13 protein-coding genes are annotated in these 16655 nt (G+C 68.5%); 4 read left to right on the top strand and 9 right to left on the bottom strand.

Features of this window, described 5'->3' with window-relative positions:
• Positions 1–16 precede the first annotated feature (16 nt).
• The 5 genes from MEU52_RS06095 to MEU52_RS06075 form a co-directional block, all read right to left on the bottom strand.
• Entirely contained in the window at positions 17–304 is a 288-nt protein-coding gene (locus tag MEU52_RS06095; RefSeq protein ID WP_238120836.1) for a hypothetical protein, read from the bottom strand.
• Positions 305–475: 171 nt separating this feature from the next.
• Complete coding sequence (gene pepN, locus MEU52_RS06090; RefSeq protein WP_238120837.1) at positions 476–3106, bottom strand: aminopeptidase N; 2631 nt, start codon at positions 3104–3106, stop codon at positions 476–478.
• Positions 3107–3224: 118 nt separating this feature from the next.
• Positions 3225–4037, bottom strand: a complete 813-nt coding sequence (locus MEU52_RS06085; RefSeq protein ID WP_238120838.1) for a sulfite exporter TauE/SafE family protein — start codon at positions 4035–4037, stop codon at positions 3225–3227.
• Between the two features lie 91 nt (positions 4038–4128).
• Positions 4129–5127 (bottom strand): ATP phosphoribosyltransferase, encoded by a 999-nt coding sequence (gene hisG / locus MEU52_RS06080; protein WP_238120839.1) that lies wholly within the window; start codon positions 5125–5127, stop codon positions 4129–4131.
• Complete coding sequence (locus MEU52_RS06075) at positions 5124–6290, bottom strand: ATP phosphoribosyltransferase regulatory subunit (RefSeq protein WP_238120840.1); 1167 nt, start codon at positions 6288–6290, stop codon at positions 5124–5126. Before MEU52_RS06075 ends, hisG begins: the two co-directional genes overlap by 4 nt.
• A gap of 140 nt (positions 6291–6430) precedes the next feature.
• Between MEU52_RS06075 and MEU52_RS06070 the strand changes: the two genes are divergently transcribed.
• Positions 6431–6721 (top strand): exodeoxyribonuclease VII small subunit, encoded by a 291-nt coding sequence (locus MEU52_RS06070; protein WP_238120841.1) that lies wholly within the window; start codon positions 6431–6433, stop codon positions 6719–6721.
• 409 nt (positions 6722–7130) lie between these two features.
• On the opposite strand, the gene MEU52_RS06065 is transcribed toward MEU52_RS06070, so the two are convergent.
• Together MEU52_RS06065 and MEU52_RS06060 are read right to left on the bottom strand one after the other, a co-directional pair.
• Positions 7131–7721: a protein-S-isoprenylcysteine O-methyltransferase gene (locus tag MEU52_RS06065; RefSeq protein ID WP_238120842.1), complete on the bottom strand. Its 591-nt coding sequence runs from the start codon at positions 7719–7721 to the stop codon at positions 7131–7133.
• Between the two features lie 7 nt (positions 7722–7728).
• Positions 7729–8949 carry a hypothetical protein gene (locus MEU52_RS06060; RefSeq protein ID WP_238120843.1) on the bottom strand — a complete coding sequence of 407 codons (1221 nt, stop codon included), beginning with the start codon at positions 8947–8949 and terminating at the stop codon, positions 7729–7731.
• 226 nt (positions 8950–9175) lie between these two features.
• Here MEU52_RS06060 and MEU52_RS21930 point away from each other — a divergent pair, with 226 nt between their 5' ends.
• The 3 genes from MEU52_RS21930 to dxs all read left to right on the top strand — a co-directional run bounded on the left by MEU52_RS21930 (position 9176) and on the right by dxs (position 13417).
• Positions 9176–10402, top strand: a complete 1227-nt coding sequence (locus MEU52_RS21930; RefSeq protein WP_238120844.1) for a glycosyltransferase family 9 protein — start codon at positions 9176–9178, stop codon at positions 10400–10402.
• 49 nt (positions 10403–10451) lie between these two features.
• Entirely contained in the window at positions 10452–11357 is a 906-nt protein-coding gene (locus MEU52_RS06050) for a glycosyltransferase family 2 protein (protein ID WP_238120845.1), read from the top strand.
• A 128-nt stretch (positions 11358–11485) separates the two neighbouring features.
• Complete coding sequence (dxs, locus tag MEU52_RS06045) at positions 11486–13417, top strand: 1-deoxy-D-xylulose-5-phosphate synthase (protein WP_238120846.1); 1932 nt, start codon at positions 11486–11488, stop codon at positions 13415–13417.
• A gap of 117 nt (positions 13418–13534) precedes the next feature.
• Here dxs and MEU52_RS06040 read toward each other — a convergent pair whose 3' ends face one another.
• Both MEU52_RS06040 and scpA read right to left on the bottom strand, forming a co-directional pair.
• A complete protein-coding gene (locus tag MEU52_RS06040; protein WP_337927102.1) occupies positions 13535–14464 on the bottom strand; it encodes an MBL fold metallo-hydrolase in 930 nt (309 codons plus the stop codon).
• Positions 14461–16617: a methylmalonyl-CoA mutase gene (gene scpA / locus MEU52_RS06035; protein ID WP_238120847.1), complete on the bottom strand. Its 2157-nt coding sequence runs from the start codon at positions 16615–16617 to the stop codon at positions 14461–14463. The genes MEU52_RS06040 and scpA overlap by 4 nt, the downstream gene beginning before the upstream one ends.
• Positions 16618–16655 lie beyond the last annotated feature (38 nt).

The raw sequence follows: 16655 nt of genomic DNA, 5'->3' as shown, positions 1-16655 counted from the left end.
TGAGCCCGGCCGCGGATCAGTTGGTGCCGAGGCCGCGGTCGCCTTCTTCCATGAACTGCTGGTCGCGGGTCTTGGCGGCGCCGCGCTCGAAGATGCCTTCGACATTCTGCACGCGGCTGCTGGCCGGCGCGGTGTAGCCGAGGCGGGCGGCGGAGGCCTTGTTCTGCTGTGCTTCGATCCAGGACTGCTCAGAGACCTTGCGGGCTTCCAGATTGCCGTTTGTCACGGTGTCGTCGGCCCGGGCGATGCCGGCCAGCGAGAGGGAAGCGGCAAGGGCGAGAGCGGTATAAGTCACGGTACGCATGGTGTTTCTCCCGATGGTGCGGCGTTGGTTGGCCGCGTTCGATGACCGAGAGATAGGCCGTGCGGAGGTTCGGGATAATCCAGCGATTGTGAGGGATGTTATCCCGTTTCTGGCAGCAATGGCGTGGCCGGCGGGAGGCGCCGGCCGCATCGTTTCATATGCCGGAAGCGCTCACCCGAGGGCGCGGGTGGCGATGTCGAACACGTCGGCGGACAGGCCCGGCGTGCCGGCCACCCGGCGCAGGGCGGCCTCGGCGCTGGCGCGGCGCATGGGCTCCAGCTGGCGCCAGGTCTTGAACGACGACAGCAGCCGCGAGGCCACCTGCGGGTTCTTCGGGTCGAGCGTCAGCACCACGTCGGCCACGAAGGCATGGCCGGCGCCGTCGGCGCGGTTGAACTGGGTGGGGTTGCCGGCGGCAAAAGCGCCGATCAGCGAGCGCACCCGGTTGGGGTTGCCGAGGGAGAAGGCGGGATGCTCCATCAGCCGCTGCACCCGCTCCAGGGTGTCGGGGGCGGCGATCTGCGCCTGCAGGATGAACCACTTGTCGATGACCAGGGCATCGGCCTTGAAGCGCTCGTAGAAGGCGGCCAGGGCCTGTTCCCGTTCCGGCCGGTCATGCTGGGCGAGCACCGCGAGGGCGGCGAGCCGGTCGGTCATGTTGTCGGCGGCCTCGAACTGGGCGCTGGCGCGGGCGATGCCTGCGTCGTCGCCCTTCACCGCCAGATAGTCCAAGGCGAGATTGCGCAGGGCGCGGCGGCCGGCGGACGCGGCATCGGGCGTGAACGCGCCGCTGGTCGCGAGCGCCTCATAGGCGCCCTTGAAGCCACTGGCGAGGGCTGCGCCCACCGAGCCCTTGAGAGCCTTGCGCGCCGCATAGATGGCGTCCGGGTCCACATCGGTGGCGAGCTCGCGGGCGACTTCGCCTTCGCCGGGCAGGGCCAGGGCCTGAGCCTTGAAGGCGGGATCGAGGGCCGGGTCCGCCAGCAGCAGCTCGGCCGCGCCGATCAGCGCCTCGGGGGCTGCCGGGGCTCCGGTGCGCGCGCTCTCCTTGAGCAGACCCAGCGCGAGGCCCTGCAAGGCGTCGAAGCGGTTAAAGGGGTCGGCGTCGTGGGCAGCGAGGAACACCCGCTCTTCCGCAGACAGCTCGCTCACCACGTTCACCGGTGCCGAGAAGCCGCGGTTGAGGGAAGGCACGGGCTGCGCGTCGATGCCGGTGAAGAGGAAGCTCTGCTTCGGCTGGGTGATCTCCAGCACGCCGCGCGGCACCGGCGTATTGCCCAGCATCAGCGGCATGTCCTTGCCGTCCGGCCCCACGAGGCCGAGCACCAGCGGGATCACCATGGGCTTCTTGTCGGTCTGGCCCGGGGTGGGCGGCACCGATTGGGCCACGTCCAGGCGGTAGGTGCCGGCGGCGGCGTCATAGGTGCCGTTGACCGTGAGCACCGGCGTGCCCGATTGCTCGTACCACAAGGCGAATTGGGAAAGGTCGCGGCCGGTGGCATCGGCGAAGGCGGCGACGAAATCCTCGATGGTGGCCGCTTCCCCATCGTGGCGCTTGAAGTAGAGGTCCATGCCCGAGCGGAAGCCGTCGTCCCCCAGAAGGGTTTTGAGCATCCGCACCACCTCGGCACCCTTCTCATAGACGGTGGCGGTGTAGAAGTTGTTGATCTCGCGATAGGTCTGCGGCCGCACCGGGTGGGCGAGGGGGCCTGAATCCTCGGTGAACTGGGCCGCCTTGAGCGCCCGCACGTCAGCGATACGCTTCACCGGGCGGGAGCGCTGGTCGGAGGAGAATTCCTGATCGCGGAAGACGGTGAGGCCCTCCTTTAGGCACAATTGGAACCAGTCGCGGCAGGTGATGCGGTCGCCGGTCCAATTGTGGAAGTATTCGTGGGCGATCACCCCCTCAATGCCGGAGTAATCGGCATCGGTAGCGGTCTGCGGGCTGGCCAGGACGTATTTGTCGTTGAAGACGTTGAGGCCCTTGTTCTCCATGGCGCCCATGTTGAAATCGGACACGGCGACGATGTTGAACACGTCGAGATCGTATTCGCGGCCGAAGGCGGTCTCATCCCAGCGCATGGAGCGCTTCAGCGCATCCATGGCGTAGCCGGCACGGTCCTGCTTGCCTTCCTCCACATAAATGCCGAGCGCCACCGGCCGCCCCGAGGCGGTCACGAAATGGTCGGCGACCTTGGCGAGCTTTCCCCCCACCAGCGCGAACAGATAGGACGGCTTCGGCCAGGGATCATGCCACACGGCATAATGGCGGCTGGTGCCGGGGATGGGGCCCGCCTTCTCCAGATTGCCGTTGGAGAGCAGGATGGGCGCCTCGTCCTTCTCCGCCTCGATACGGGTGGTGTAGACGGCGAGCACGTCCGGCCGATCGGGAAAGTAAGTGATGCGGCGGAAGCCTTCCGGCTCGCACTGGGTGCAGTAATTGCCGGAGGAGCGATAAAGCCCCATCAGCTGGGTGTTGGCGGTGGGGTCCACCAGGGTCTCCACTTCCAACGTGAAGTTGTCGGCCGGCGGATGGGCAAGGGTGAGGCGGTCGGGCGTCGCCTCAAAGCTGGAACCGGCCAGCGCCTGGCCGTCCACGGCGAGCCGCACCAGGGTCAAACCGTCGCCTTCGAGCACCACCGGCGCATCGGCGGTGCCCGCCGGGTTACGGCGGAGCGCGAGGCGGGCGGTGACGCGGGTCTGGGTGGGGTGCAGCGCGACATCCAGGTTGACGGTCTCCACGAGCCATTCGGGCGGGCGGTAATCGGCAAGGCGAATGGGCTGCGGCTCGGCATCACGCATGACAAGGCTCCCGGAGGCATCGGCGGGTGTGGGGTGAGGCGCCAGGGGCGCAACCCGCGATGCTGTTTCGGCGCAGAGACTAGGACGCGATCGTGGCCGTGGAAAGCCGGCCCGCGCCTCAGGCGTGTCGCCAGACTTTGATGGCGGAGAGCAAGAGGATGAGGCCGAGGGCCGGCAGCAGGAGGGCGGAGGGCACGAGCCCCAGCAGCCGTCCGCCGATGAAGGCGCCGATGATGGAGCCGAGCGCCATCATAACCACGAAGGCCTTGTTTTCACCCAGCACGGCGAAGCTACGATCCTGGCTGTAGCGGGCAAATCCCACCAGCATGGTGGGCAGGCTGATGGCGAGAGACAGGCTGCCGGCGAGCTTGATGTCGGCGCCGAACAGCAGCACCAGGGTCGGGATCAGCAGTTCGCCGCCGGCCACCCCCAGCAGCGACGCGAAGATGCCGATGACGAAACCGGCGGCGATGCCCGCAACCACCAGTGTCATGCCGCTGAATGGCGCCGCGCTGCCATCGGGATCATGCAGGGTCACCAGCACCACTGCGATGACCACCAGCAGCGCCGCGATGACCCGGAACAGGGTGCGGGATGCGAGCTTGGTGGCCCAGCCCGCCCCCAGCCACGCCCCCAGCAGGCTGCCCGCCAGCAGATTGGCGATGATCCCCCAATTCCCCACAAGCGCGTCCAGCGGCACCGCGGCCATGCGGAACGGCAGGGCCGAAGCCACCACCACGAGGCTCATGGCCTTGTTGAGGATCACCGCGGCCAGGGCATCGAAGCCGAAGGCGCCGATCAGCAGCGGCAGACGGAACTCGGCGCCGCCGAGCCCGATGAGCCCGCCCAGGGCGCCGATCCCCCCGCCGCCCGCAAAAGCACCGAAAAGACGCGGCCAGGAGGATCTGGAGGGAAACGGATGCGATGTCATGGCAATGCTCGGCAAAATGCAAAGCTTGAGCATGGCATTAATGCCGCATCCGCGCACCTGGTCGCGCGCGACCGCCTCGTGTCAAACCGCCTCAGGCGCCGGTGCGGGCGCCAGCGAGCCGGGCTTCCAGCGCCTCGAAGAGGGGATTGTCGGAGGCGAAGACGTATTCGATGGGGGCCACCGTCACCATGCTCGCGCCGCGGGTCCGCAGGAAGGTGGCGAGGCCGTGCAGGGTGTCGGGCGGGCAGTGCAAGGTCAGCATGCCGGAGGAGGTGGGACCGCCAAACGGCGCCACGCAGCGGAACTGCGCCACCGCTTCCTCCACCAGCGACATGTCGCAGCTGGCGAAGCGGGTGCGCACCTCGCGCATGGTGCGGGCGCGCTTCTCCGCGCCCAGCCGATCGAACATGGCGCGGGCGGCGGCCCGCGTGCCCGCGTCCCATTCGGCGGTCAGGGAGGCGACGAGGTTCGCCTCGGATTTCAGCATGATGCCGTCATCCACCACTTTCAGGCCGTTGGCGGCCAGGGTCGCGCCGGTGGTGGTGATGTCGACGATCAGCTCGGCGCTGCCGGCGGCCGGCGTGCCCTCGGTGGCGCCGGCGCTCTCGACGATGCGGTAATCGACGATGCCGGAGCGAGCGAAGAAGCTGCGGGTGAGGTTCACATATTTGGTCGCCACCCGGATGCGCCGGCCGGTGCGGCCATGAAAGTGGCTCGCCACGTCGTCGAGATCGTCCATGGTGCGCACGTCGATCCAGGCCTGCGGCACCGCCACCACCACATTGGCATAGCCGAAGCCCAGCTTTTCCAGGAGCGCTACCCGGGCGTCGGCGTCCACGATGTTCTCGCGCACCAGATCTTCGCCGGTCACGCCCAGATGGGCGGCGCCGGAGGCGAGGGCGGCGGCGATCTCGGAGGCCGAGAGATAGGCGACTTCCACATTCTCCACGCCGCGGAGGGCGCCGCGATAGTCGCGGGCGCCGCGGGCTTGCGTCAGCGCCATGCCGGCGCGGGCGAAGAAGGCGTGCACATTCTCCTGCAGGCGGCCCTTGGAAGGGACGGCGAGGATGAGCGGGTTTGCAGGGGTCATCGGGAAAGCCCGCTGGTGTTGAAGCCATCCACCGCCGCGAGCCGCTCCACCCAGGCGGCGAGGCCGACGGCAGGCACGCAGGTTTCGGCGCCGAGGCGCGACAAAAGCCGGTCATAGCGCCCGCCCGCCACCAGCGGGCCGGGCGCGCCGCCACCAGGGGCGTGCAGCTCGAACACCATGCCGCTGTAATAATCGAGCGGCCGGCCGAAGGCGGTGGAGAAGGCCACGTCGGCGAGATGCACGTTGTGGGCGGTGAGGAAACCGGTGCGCCGGTCGAACAGGTCGAGGGCACCACCAAGGTCGATGCCGGCCTCTGTCGCCAGCGCGCGCATCTGCGCGGAGGCGACCTCGGGCTGGCCGCGGATGGCCAGATAGCGCGTCAGGATCGCCGCCGTCTCGTCGGACAGGCCACCGCCGGCGTCGAGGGAGGCCTGCTCCAGGAAGCGCGCGGCGATTTCCGAGACCGAGCGCCCGCCCACCGTGGTGATGCCGGCGATGGACAACAGATCGGTGATGAGGGCCTTGGCGGCTGCCGGGTCGGCGCCGGCCAGCGCTGCCAGCACGCCGGAATGGGCCGCCGCCGGGGAGGGCGCCGGCGCGGCGCGGGGCATCTCGGTGTCGAGCCGGCCCTGGCCGAAATCCTTCAGGAGCCGCCGGCGCAGGGCGGGGGCGAGGGGCAGGGCCTCCAGAAGCGCGGCGAACAGGCCCACGTCGCCGAGCCGGATCTCCGGCCGTTCCACCCCGTAAAGGGCGCATACGTCGAGGCCGAGGGAGAGGATCTCCGCATCGGCCGCCTCGATGTCGGCGCGGCCGAAGGATTCCACACCCGCCTGGCGGAACTCGCCGGATCCCTCTCCGCGGAAGCGGAACACCGGGCCGAGATAGCTCACCGCAGCCGGCATCGGCACCTGATCGGCCAGAACGGCGCGGGCCACCGGAATGGTGAGATCCGGCCTCAGACACAGTTCGTGGCCTTCCGCATCCGCCGTCAGGAACATGCGGCGCCGGATGGATTCTCCGGAGAGATCCAGGAAAACGTCGGCGGGTTGGAGGATCGGCGGATCGAGGCGCGTGTATCCGGCCGCATCGAAGCGGGCGATGAGCGCCTCTTCGAGAATGCGGGGATCGTGCGCGGAAAGGGGCGCGGGGGCCGCGGCGGACATGGGTCGAGTTTCCATCTGATTGGCGCGCTTCTAGCAAAGGGGCGCGGTGAGGGCCACCCCTCGCACTTCAAGGGGCGCCCGCGCCTCCGCTATGGTGGCGCCACGGAATCACGGGAGACGGCCATGAGCGAGGCAGGAACATGAGCGAGGCAGGAACAAGCGCACCGGCGAAGGGCGCCAAGGGCGCGAAAGCGGCCGATGTGGCGGGGCTCTCCTTCGAGCAGGCCCTGGCGGAGCTGGAAACCATCGTGACCAGCCTGGAGAAGGGCAACGTGCCGCTGGAGGAATCCATCGCCATCTATGAGCGCGGCGAGGCCCTGAAAGCCCGCTGCGAGGCGCTGCTCAAGCAGGCCGAGGCCCGGGTGGAGACCATCACTCGCGATGCCGAAGGCCAGCCGGCCGGCCTCGCCCCCCTCGATCCGGAGCGCTGAGCGTCCCGTTTCGGGACGCCGTGGGACGGGACCGGGAACAGGCCGTGTCCGAATCGCGGCGCGCGCCTTGTTCTGCATCTGGTCCGTTGAGTGGGTATGCGCGGCCTGTCCCATCTTGAGACAGGCCGGCTGATCGCAGCGGCCGGACCGGGAACAGACCGGGCGCGAATCGCTTCCAGCGCCCGGTTCCGCCTTTCCCCTCGCACCTGTGCCGGATCGGGACACCTTCCGGCGTCGCGCGGATTGAAGCGGGAACACAGGGTGTCCGAATCGCTTGTGGCCCGCCAGACGCGCTTTGTTCTTGGGACTTGCGCTGTCCCATTCTGGCACAGGCGTGCCGGCGGGTATTCTCGCACAAGGGAACACAAGCGGTCCGAATCGCGGGCGGCGCCCGGACCGCGCTTTGTTCTCAATAGATGCCGGGAATGATCCGTTTGGTGCGGCGGACATAGGCGTCATATTCGGCGCCGAAGGCTTCCCGCATCATCTGTTCCTCGCGGCCCACGCGGAAGAAGAACAGGATGCCGAAGCCCACCAGGCCCGCCGGGCCGGCGATCCAGTTGGGCAACAGCAGGGCCTGCGCCAGCGCCCACATGAAGAAGGCGGAGTACATGGGGTGCCGCACCTGGGCATAGACGCCGGTGGTGACGAGCTCGTGCTTCTCCTTGATCTCCAGCGTCACCGACCAATAGCGGCCGATGGCCCGGTGGGTGCGCCAGAACAGCCACAGCGCGGCGATGAACACCACCACCCCCGCCACCACCTGCACCAAAGTGATGGGATAGGAGGCGAAGCGCGGCACGCCGGTGAGGGCATAGATGGCCGGCGTCACCCCAAGGCCGAGGGTGGAGATGGTGAGCAGCGTCATGTCGCGGGCGTTGCGGTGGGCCGCATTGGTCACCTTCATGCGCCGCGCCTTGCGCTCGAACGGGATGCGCAGCACGTACCAGGCCGCGACGCCGACCGCCCAGGCGATCTTGGAAAAGGCGATGAGGGTCATTGCACTCTCAAGGGTTGGAAGAAAGGGGGCGGCGCGGGTCCGCCGCATGTCGCACCAGCCGGCCGAGGCTGTCCACGAAGGCGAGGAGCCCGCCGGTCTCCGCCGCCAGGGCATCGAACGGCACCGGGCCGCAGACATAGGCATAGAAATCGTGGTGGGCCCGCTTGTCGCCGGCGAGGAAGCATTGGCAGTGCAGCCGGAACACGTCGAAACGGAAGCGGCGGTAGGTCTCGGCGCTGATCATGTCGCGGATGGCGGCGTGGCGCACCAGCGGGCGGGCGCCGTAGTCGCCCGGCGCGGTGTTGTGGTCGGTGATCTCGGCAGGGCCGAGGGTCACCGGGTTCACCTTGTAGAAGCTCACCATATCGTCACGCGACTGGATCTCCAGCCAGCCGATGGCCGGAGCCCGCGCCACCTTTTCCGCCGCCTGCCGCAGCCGCAGGCCCGCCGGATGCAAGGCGAACTTCGCCGTGGTGCTGCCCAGGGTCAGCAGCCGCACCGGCACGCGGGTGCCGAAGGCCGGGTCCGCATCCAGGATGTGGGCCAGCGCGCTGATGAGGTGCATGGCGCCGAGGCTGTGGCCGGCGAGCACGATCTCATCCACGTCGCCTTGTTTCTCGCCGTGCTGCGCCACCGCGGCGATGCGGCGGGCGAAGGCGCGCACCCGCTCATCCACCTCCCGGTGGCGGCCATGGGCGAAATCCACCGAGAACTCGGCAAGATCCAGGGATTGCTTGAGGTGGAACTTGCGTCCCGGCCAGCGCATCAGCGCCAGCCCGGCAATGAGGGTCGCGCCAATGCCCGTGAGCCAAGACCCCGTGCCGGAGAGCTGCGGGCTGACCCATGCGGCGACGGCGGTGCCGATGGCGGCGGCGCCCAGCCACACCGCGGCCAGCAGCAGATAGGTGAACAGGAAAAACAGACCGTAGCGGCGGCTGGCGCGGAAATAGCGGGCGAGGGTGCCGGAGGTGATCATGTCCACCACGGCCCGCGCCTGGCCCTTGAGGTGCGACCAGACGGAACGGTCCATGTCGGTGCGGGCGAGGTCATCCCACGCCAGAACTTCGAATGTGGTTTCGGTGCGCCAGTTGGCGCCGGTGACGGCCAGCTCCCAGCTTGCCCCGGTGGGGGTAGGCTGCGGCGGCTGGCAATGGGCCTCCACCGACCACACGCCGGCAAAGCGGCGCAATTCCCGCTCGAACACGCGGAAATGCTCCTGCGTGGTCATGGGATGGTATCCCGCCACAAAGAACACATGGCGACGCATGGCGCGTCCGCTTGAGCCGTCCCGCATGCGGGCGCTTCTAATGGATTCCACGCGCGTTTTGAACGCGAAATGCGGTGGCGGTAATACCGTAATTCTGCGTCAATCTCCCGTTGCCGCGTGCTTGCGAGGGCTCGGGCCCCGGGCTAGCCTCGCGTCAGGCGCGTGATGCAGCCGGCGGGATGCCTGGGTGAAGCTCAAAAATCTTTTCCGCTTCAAAAGCGCGTTTCGCTCCAAGGGCACAAGCCCTCCCCCACTCGGCACCCCGGTTCCGCAGATCTGGCCCGCGGCGTGGCAGAAGCTGCAAAGCCTGGGGCCATCGCCCTCGATCCTGGTGGTCAAGCTCGACCATATCGGCGACTTCATCTCGGTCTTGCCCGCCCTGCAGCGGCTCAAGGCGTGCTTTCCCACCTCGCCTCTCGCGCTCCTGTGCGCGCCCTTCCTGCGGGATCTGGCCGCGTCCACGGGCCTGTTCGAGACCATCCACGTCTATGATTTCTTTGGCGAGCGGCGGCCGGTCGCGGGCTATGCGGGCGCCACGCATGTGGCGGAGCTGAAGGCCCTGGGCTTGCCGCCTTATGATCTCGTGATCGATTTTCGCTATGACGACGATGCCCGCGTGCTGCTGTGGGGCGTCGATGCGCAGATGCGGGTCGCCTACGCCGGGCCCCAGCGGCTCCCGCTGGATTTTGCGGTGCCGGAAATCTACCCGCTGACACGGCCGCAGGCTGCCGCCGCCGCCCTCGACGCCAAGACGCGCATGATCGTTCTGGTGGAGGCCCTGGCCACGGCGGGGGAACGCGGCGCCTATCAGGGTCCCCTGGGGCGGGCCGGCCAGCCGTTGGACCCGGCCTATGTGGTGCTGGCGCCCGGCGCACGCCTGCAGATCAAGCGCTGGCATCACGCCGGCTGGCTGGGGCTCGCCCGGGCGCTGCTGGAACGCACGGAACTTGATCTGGTGCTGATCGGCCATGGGGATGAGGCGGCAGAAGCCCGGGCCCTGGCGGCGGAGCTGGGCTCGGACCGGGTCCGCGATCTCGTCGGCCAGACGACCCTCGAGCAGGTGCCGGACCTGCTGCGGGGGGCGCGTGCCTTCGTCGGCGTCGATTCCGGCATGGCGCATCTGTCGGCGGCGCTGGGGATCCCCTCTGTCGTGCTCTTCTCCGGTTTCGCCGACATTCGCGTGTGGGCGCCGGCCGGCCCGCGCACCGTCGTTCTGCATTCCGCCGCCGCCTGCGCGCCCTGCCGCCTGCCCAGCCACGCGCAGTGTCCCCACGCCTTCGCCTGCATGACGGTGATCGGACCGCAGAACGTCCTCGCTGCGCTGGCGCTGGTGGCGTGTGACGAGAGCTTGGCCGCGCTGGGGGGTGGCGCCGCGCCGACACTTGCGGCACAGGTGTGGGAGACGCGGGCGTAGCCTGTCGCCCCCGTGCCGAGGGCGCGCCCGCGAAAACCGAGGCTGCCTCTTGTCGACCCTTTCTCCCGAACCCGCGCCGCGTGTGACCGTGGTGTTCGTGACCTATAATTCCGGCGCCGTGATTGGGCGCGCCATCGCCAGCGTGCCACCCGAGTGTGCCGTGGTGGTGGTGGACAATGCGAGCCCGGAGGGCACCGCCTGGGCGGCCCATCTCTCGCGACCGGCGGAGCTCGTTCCCTTGCCGCGCAACACCGGTTTCGGCACCGCCTGCAACGCGGGCGCCCGGCGTGCGACGACGCCCTATGTGCTGTTCCTCAACCCCGATGCCGCCTTGGCGCCGGATACGGTGGCGCGCCTGCTGGCAGCGGCGGCAGCCTACGGGGAAGACGCGGTGCTGATGCCCGCCATCATCGGCGAGGACGGCCGGTTGATGCGCAAGGAGGGCACCATCTTCGAGAAGGTGCGCCGTTCGGCCCGCCTTTCGGCCGAAGAGATCGCCGGCGACTATTGCACCCGCTTCATCCATGGCGCCGCCTTCCTGATGGCGCGAGCCGCCTTCTTCCGCCTGGGCGGGTTCGACGAGCGCATCTTCCTCTATCATGAAGATGACGACCTTTCCTGGCGGGCGCTGGCCCAGCATATGCCCATCATCGTGGTGCCGGCGGCGCGGGTGATCCATGCCGGCGGCGGCTCCTCCACCCCCAGCCTCTCCCAGACCTTCCGCATCAATCGCTTCAAGCAGCAGTCCGAGCTTTACGTGCGCGCCAAATATGGCCGCGCCCGCCCGCGCGCGGTGACGGCGCTGAAGCTCTTGGCCGGCTGCGGGCTGGCGGCGCTGCTGCTCAATCCGCACCGGGTGGCGGTGCGCGCCGGCAAGCTGCGCGGGCTGTTCGATGCCGTTCCGTCCGCTCAGGCCTCCGATCGCGGCGCTGCGGATGCCCCCCCGGCGCCTTGAAGCCGCCCCATCCCAGCGCAAGAAGCGGACCAGACACAGGTCGAATGGTTAATGTGGTGCGTTGCGCCATCCGATTTCCCTGTGTAAGCCTCGCGTGTCGCCGGCGCGGACCGGTGCGGAGTGGTTCCGTGACGTCTTTGAAGACCCCGTTGCTCGATACCATCACTGATGCGGCCGACGTGCGGCGCCTGCCCCAGGACAAGCTGGCTCAGCTTGCGGCCGAGCTGCGGGCGGAAACCATTGATGCGGTCTCCGTCACCGGTGGGCATCTGGGCGCGGGACTGGGCGTGGTGGAGCTCACGGTGGCGCTGCACCACGTCTTCAATACGCCCCATGATCGGTTGATCTGGGACGTGGGCCACCAATGCTATCCCCACAAGATCCTCACCGGCCGGCGCGACCGCATCCGCACCCTGCGCCAGGGCGGAGGGCTTTCCGGCTTCACCAAGCGCTCGGAAAGCGTCTACGACCCGTTCGGCGCGGCCCATTCCTCCACCTCCATTTCCGCCGGGCTCGGCATGGCGGTGGCGCGTGATCTCGCCGGTGAAGACCGCAACGTGGTGGCGGTGATCGGCGACGGCGCCATGTCGGCGGGCATGGCCTATGAGGCCATGAACAATGCCGGCGCCATGGATTCGCGCCTCATCGTGATCCTCAACGACAACGACATGTCCATCGCCCCGCCCACCGGGGCCATGTCGGCCTATCTGGCGCGGCTCATCTCCGGGCAGACCTATCTGTCGCTCAGGGAGATCGGCAAGCAATTGGCCGGCCGCCTGCCCAAGTTCGTGGAGCGCGGCGCCCAGCGAGCCGAGGAGTTCGCCCGCGGCTTCTGGACCGGCGGCACGCTGTTCGAGGAGTTGGGCTTCTATTACGTGGGCCCCATCGACGGCCACAATCTCGACCACCTGCTGCCGGTGTTGAAGAATGTGCGGGATGCCAAGCATGGGCCCATCCTGGTCCATGTGGTGACCCAGAAGGGCAAGGGCTACGCCCCCGCCGAGGCCAGCGCCGACAAATACCATGGCGTGGTGAAGTTCGACGTGCTCACCGGCACCCAGCAGAAGGCCAAGTCCAATGCCCCGGCCTATACGCGGGTGTTCGCCGAGAGCCTGATCGCCGAGGCGCGGCGTGACGACAAGGTGGTGGCCATCACCGCCGCCATGCCGTCTGGCACCGGGCTCGACCTGTTCGGCCAGGTGCACCCGGATCACACCTTCGACGTGGGCATCGCCGAGCAGCATGCGGTGACATTCGCGGCCGGGCTCGCCACCGAGGGCTTCAAGCCCTTCTGCGCCATCTATTCCACCTTCCTGCAGCGCGGCTATGACCAGGTGGTGCATGATGTGGCCCTGCAGGGGCTGCCGGTGCGCTTCGTCATCGATCGCGCCGGGCTGGTGGGGGCGGATGGGGCGACCCACGCCGGCGCCTTCGACATCGCCTTCCTCGCCTGCCTGCCGGGCATGACCGTGATGGCCCCCGCCGACGAGGCGGAGCTGACCCATATGATCGCCACCATGGTGGCCCACGACGCCGGCCCCAGCGCCGTGCGCTTCCCCCGCGGTGAAGGGGTGGGCGTGGAGCGACCGGCCACGGGTGAGGTACTGCCCATCGGCAAGGGCCGCCTGGTGCACGGCACCGGCACTGGCGACGTGGCTTTGCTCTCCCTCGGCACCCGCCTCGGCGATGCCGTGAAGGCGGCGGAGCGGCTGGAGGAGCAGGGCATTCAGGTGAGCGTCGCCGACGCCCGCTTCGCCAAGCCCCTGGATCGCGAGCTGGTGCTGGGTCTCGCTGCCGGCCATGGGGCCCTGATCACCATCGAGGAAGGCTCCATCGGCGGCTTCGGCAGCCATGTGCTGCAACTCCTCACCGACGAAGGCGCGCTGGACCAGGGCACCTTGAAGGTGCGCGCCATGGTGCTGCCCGACCTCTATATCGACCAGGATACCCAGGCCCGCCAGCTGGCCGAAGCCCATCTCGACGCCGACGCCATCGTCGCCAAGGCGAAGAGCCTGCTGATGCCGGCTAAGGCCGAGCGGGGGCTGTTCAAGGCCGGGTGAGGGGTTGGGTTTGTCCGGTACCCGGATGGCCCTCTCTTCTCCCGCGTGCTGAAGAGGCGGCGGATGATCGAGATCCTCGCCGTGAAGCATGCCGCCCGGCATTTTCCCTAGGCGCGGCTATGCCCCCAGCACCGCCGCCACATTGCGCCGGTGCACCGCCTCGTACGGCGCGAAGGCGCCAATGGCGCCGGTGGCAAAGGCGTCTGCGGCGAAGGTTTGGAGGTCGAGGGTGGCCAGCGTCGGTTCGGCCTTCAGGCGCAGCAGTTGGGCCAGATAGAGGCGGGTGGCGGTGATGAGGCCGGGGCCATAGCCGCCGGTGGCGATGACCACCTCGGCGCCGTGGTTGGGCAGGATGCGGCGGGTGGCGAGGGCCTCCAGCGCATCGAGATGGGCGAGGTGCGCCGCCAGCCGGTCCGGCTCGTCCACATAGGTGATGGGATCTTCCAGCGTGTCGCCGGCCAGCAGCACCCGGTCGGGCACCAGCGCCACCAGGCCGTCGCGGCTGTGAATGTCCATGGGGTGGAGCGTCACGGTGAGCCCGCCGATGGCAAGGGTCTCCGGTCCATCGATGGTGCGGGTGGGCAATACCAGGGGACGGATCGGCGGGTCGCCGCTCTCCAGCCGGACGCGGTGCCGGGCCAGCAAGGCGGCGGTCGCGGCGGTGGCCATGATCTCGCAATCGGCGAACACCCCGTTGCCGGCCACATGGTCGTCATGCCAGTGGCTGAGCACCACGGTGATGCGACGCACCCCGCGCGCCTCCAGGCAGGCGCGGATCAGATGGGCGTGGGTGAGGGAGATGTGGGTGTCATAGACCAGCGCCGCCTCGCCGTCCCACACCGCGTAGGAGGCGATGCCGAGGGCATAGGCGCCGTCATCCAGCCAGTTCTCAGTGGCGCTGTGCAGGCGGGTGCCGGGCACGCGCCCATCATAGAAGGCGAGGATGTGGGGCGCCGGCTCCAGAATGCGCAAAGTGGAGCCCATCGGCGCCAGACGGCAGCTCCCGGCGGCAGGCGAGGGCGCGCCGCCGGGGAAAGCGCTTGTCACTCGGCCGCTTCCAGCGTGTGGCCGAGACGGTGGGACAGAGTGTGGAGCAGCTCGGTGGCCGCATCGGCGATCACCGTGCCGGGCGGGAAGATGGCCTCGGCGCCGAACGCCTTGAGGGCCTCGTAATCCTGCGGCGGCACCACGCCGCCCACCACCACCATGATGTCGGGCCGGCCTTCGGCTTCCAGCGCCTTCTTCAGCGCCGGAACGAGGGTGAGATGGCCGGCGGCCAGAGAGGAGATGCCCACCACGTGCACGTCGTTCTCCACCGCTTGGCGGGCGGCTTCCTCCGGGGTGGCGAACAGCGGGCCGATATCCACGTCGAAGCCGAGATCGGCGAAGGCGGAGGCGATCACCTTCTGGCCACGGTCGTGGCCGTCCTGGCCCACCTTGGCCACCAGGATGCGCGGCCGGCGGCCTTCCTGCTGCTCGAAGGTCTCCACCAGCTTCTGCACCTTGCCCACCTTGTCGGTCATGGCCGAGGCCTCCCGCTTGTAGACGCCGGAAATGGCCCGGATCTCCGCCCGGTGGCGGCCGAACACCTTCTCCAGCGCATCGGAAATCTCGCCCACGGTGGCCTTCACCCGGGCGGCGTTAATGGCGAGCTCCAGGAGGTTGCCGTTGCCGGCCGCGCCATTGGTCAAGGCGGTCAGGGCGGCGTCCACCTCGGCCGGGTTGCGCTCGGCGCGCAGGCGCTTGAGCTTGTCGATCTGGGCGGCGCGGACGGTGGCGTTCTCCACCTTCAGCACGTCGATGATGCGATCTTTCTCGGGCTTGAACTTGTTCACGCCCACCACGGTCTGTGCGCCGCCGTCGATGCGGGCCTGGGTGGTGGCCGCCGCCTCCTCAATGCGCAGCTTGGGAATGCCGGCCTCGATGGCCTTGGCCATGCCGCCCAGCTCTTCCACTTCCTGGATGTGCGCCCACGCCTTGGCGGCGAGATCGTAGGTGAGCTTCTCCACATAGAAGGAGCCGCCCCACAGATCGATCTGCCGGGTGGTGCCGCTTTCCTGCTGCAGCAGGATCTGGGTGTTGCGGGCGATGCGGGCGCTGAAGTCGGTGGGCAGGGCCAGCGCCTCGTCCAGCGCGTTGGTGTGCAGCGACTGGGTCTGGCCCTGGGTGGCCGCCATAGCCTCGATGGCCGTGCGCATCACATTGTTGAACACGTCCTGGGCGGTGAGCGACCAGCCGGACGTCTGCGAATGGGTGCGCAGGGGCAGCGACTTCGGGTTCTTGGCGCCGAGGTCGGTCATCAGCCTGGTCCACAGGAGGCGGGCGGCGCGCAGCTTGGCCACCTCCATGTAGAAGTTCATGCCGATGGCCCAGAAGAAGGAGAGGCGTGGCGCGAACTTGTCGATGCCGAGGCCGGCGGCGACGCCGGCGCGGCCATATTCCACGCCGTCCGCCAGGGTGTAGGCCAATTCCAGGTCCTGGGTCGCACCGGCTTCCTGCATGTGGTAGCCGGAGATGGAGATGGAGTTGAAACGCGGCATCTCCTTCGATGTATAAGCGAAGATATCGGAGATGATGCGCATGGAAGGCGCGGGCGGATAGATATAGGTATTCCGGACCATGAACTCCTTCAGAATGTCATTCTGAATGGTTCCGGAAAGCTGGTCGTGCCGCACGCCCTGTTCTTCCGCCGCCACCACATAGAGCGCCAGAACCGGCAGCACCGCGCCGTTCATGGTCATGGACACGCTCATCTGATCCAGCGGGATGCCGGAAAACAGGGTGCGCATGTCATAGATGGAATCGATGGCGACGCCCGCCATGCCCACGTCGCCGGCCACCCGCGGATGGTCGCTGTCATAGCCGCGGTGGGTGGCGAGATCGAAGGCCACCGAAAGGCCCTTCTGGCCGGCGGCGAGGTTGCGCCGGTAGAAGGCGTTGGAATCCTCGGCCGTGGAGAAGCCCGCATATTGGCGGATCGTCCAGGGCTGGGTGGCATACATGCCCGCATAGGGCCCGCGCAGGAACGGGGCGATGCCGGGATAGGTGTCGATATAGCCAAGATCGGCGATGTCGGCGGGGCCGTAGAGCGGCTTCACCGCGATGCCCTCGGGCGTGGTCCACGGCGCGGCGGCGGCGGACGGCTGGGCGAGGTCGGGGGCGCGCCAGTCGATGGCGGCGAAATTCGGGATCTGGCTCATTGTTCTATCCCCTTGAATGCGTCGGCTCGGGCGTGTCG

Source organism: Xanthobacter sp. NM-25 (assembly GCF_022138605.1).
Classification (GTDB): Bacteria; Pseudomonadota; Alphaproteobacteria; order Rhizobiales; family Xanthobacteraceae; genus Xanthobacter.
This window is presented reverse-complemented; position numbering and strand designations above follow the sequence as displayed.

Bases quoted from the DNA above. Each gene is read 5' to 3' on its own strand.
- MEU52_RS06075 (WP_238120840.1), bottom strand. From the start codon at position 6,290: ATGTCCGCCGCGGCCCCCGCGCCCCTTTCCGCGCACGATCCCCGCATT.
- pepN (WP_238120837.1), bottom strand. From the start codon at position 3,106: ATGCGTGATGCCGAGCCGCAGCCCATTCGCCTTGCCGATTACCGCCCG.
- MEU52_RS06070 (WP_238120841.1), top strand. From the start codon at position 6,431: ATGAGCGAGGCAGGAACAAGCGCACCGGCGAAGGGCGCCAAGGGCGCG.
- MEU52_RS06085 (WP_238120838.1), bottom strand. From the start codon at position 4,037: ATGACATCGCATCCGTTTCCCTCCAGATCCTCCTGGCCGCGTCTTTTC.
- scpA (WP_238120847.1), bottom strand. From the start codon at position 16,617: ATGAGCCAGATCCCGAATTTCGCCGCCATCGACTGGCGCGCCCCCGAC.
- hisG (WP_238120839.1), bottom strand. From the start codon at position 5,127: ATGACCCCTGCAAACCCGCTCATCCTCGCCGTCCCTTCCAAGGGCCGC.
- MEU52_RS06095 (WP_238120836.1), bottom strand. From the start codon at position 304: ATGCGTACCGTGACTTATACCGCTCTCGCCCTTGCCGCTTCCCTCTCG.
- MEU52_RS06060 (WP_238120843.1), bottom strand. From the start codon at position 8,949: ATGACCACGCAGGAGCATTTCCGCGTGTTCGAGCGGGAATTGCGCCGC.
- MEU52_RS06065 (WP_238120842.1), bottom strand. From the start codon at position 7,721: ATGACCCTCATCGCCTTTTCCAAGATCGCCTGGGCGGTCGGCGTCGCG.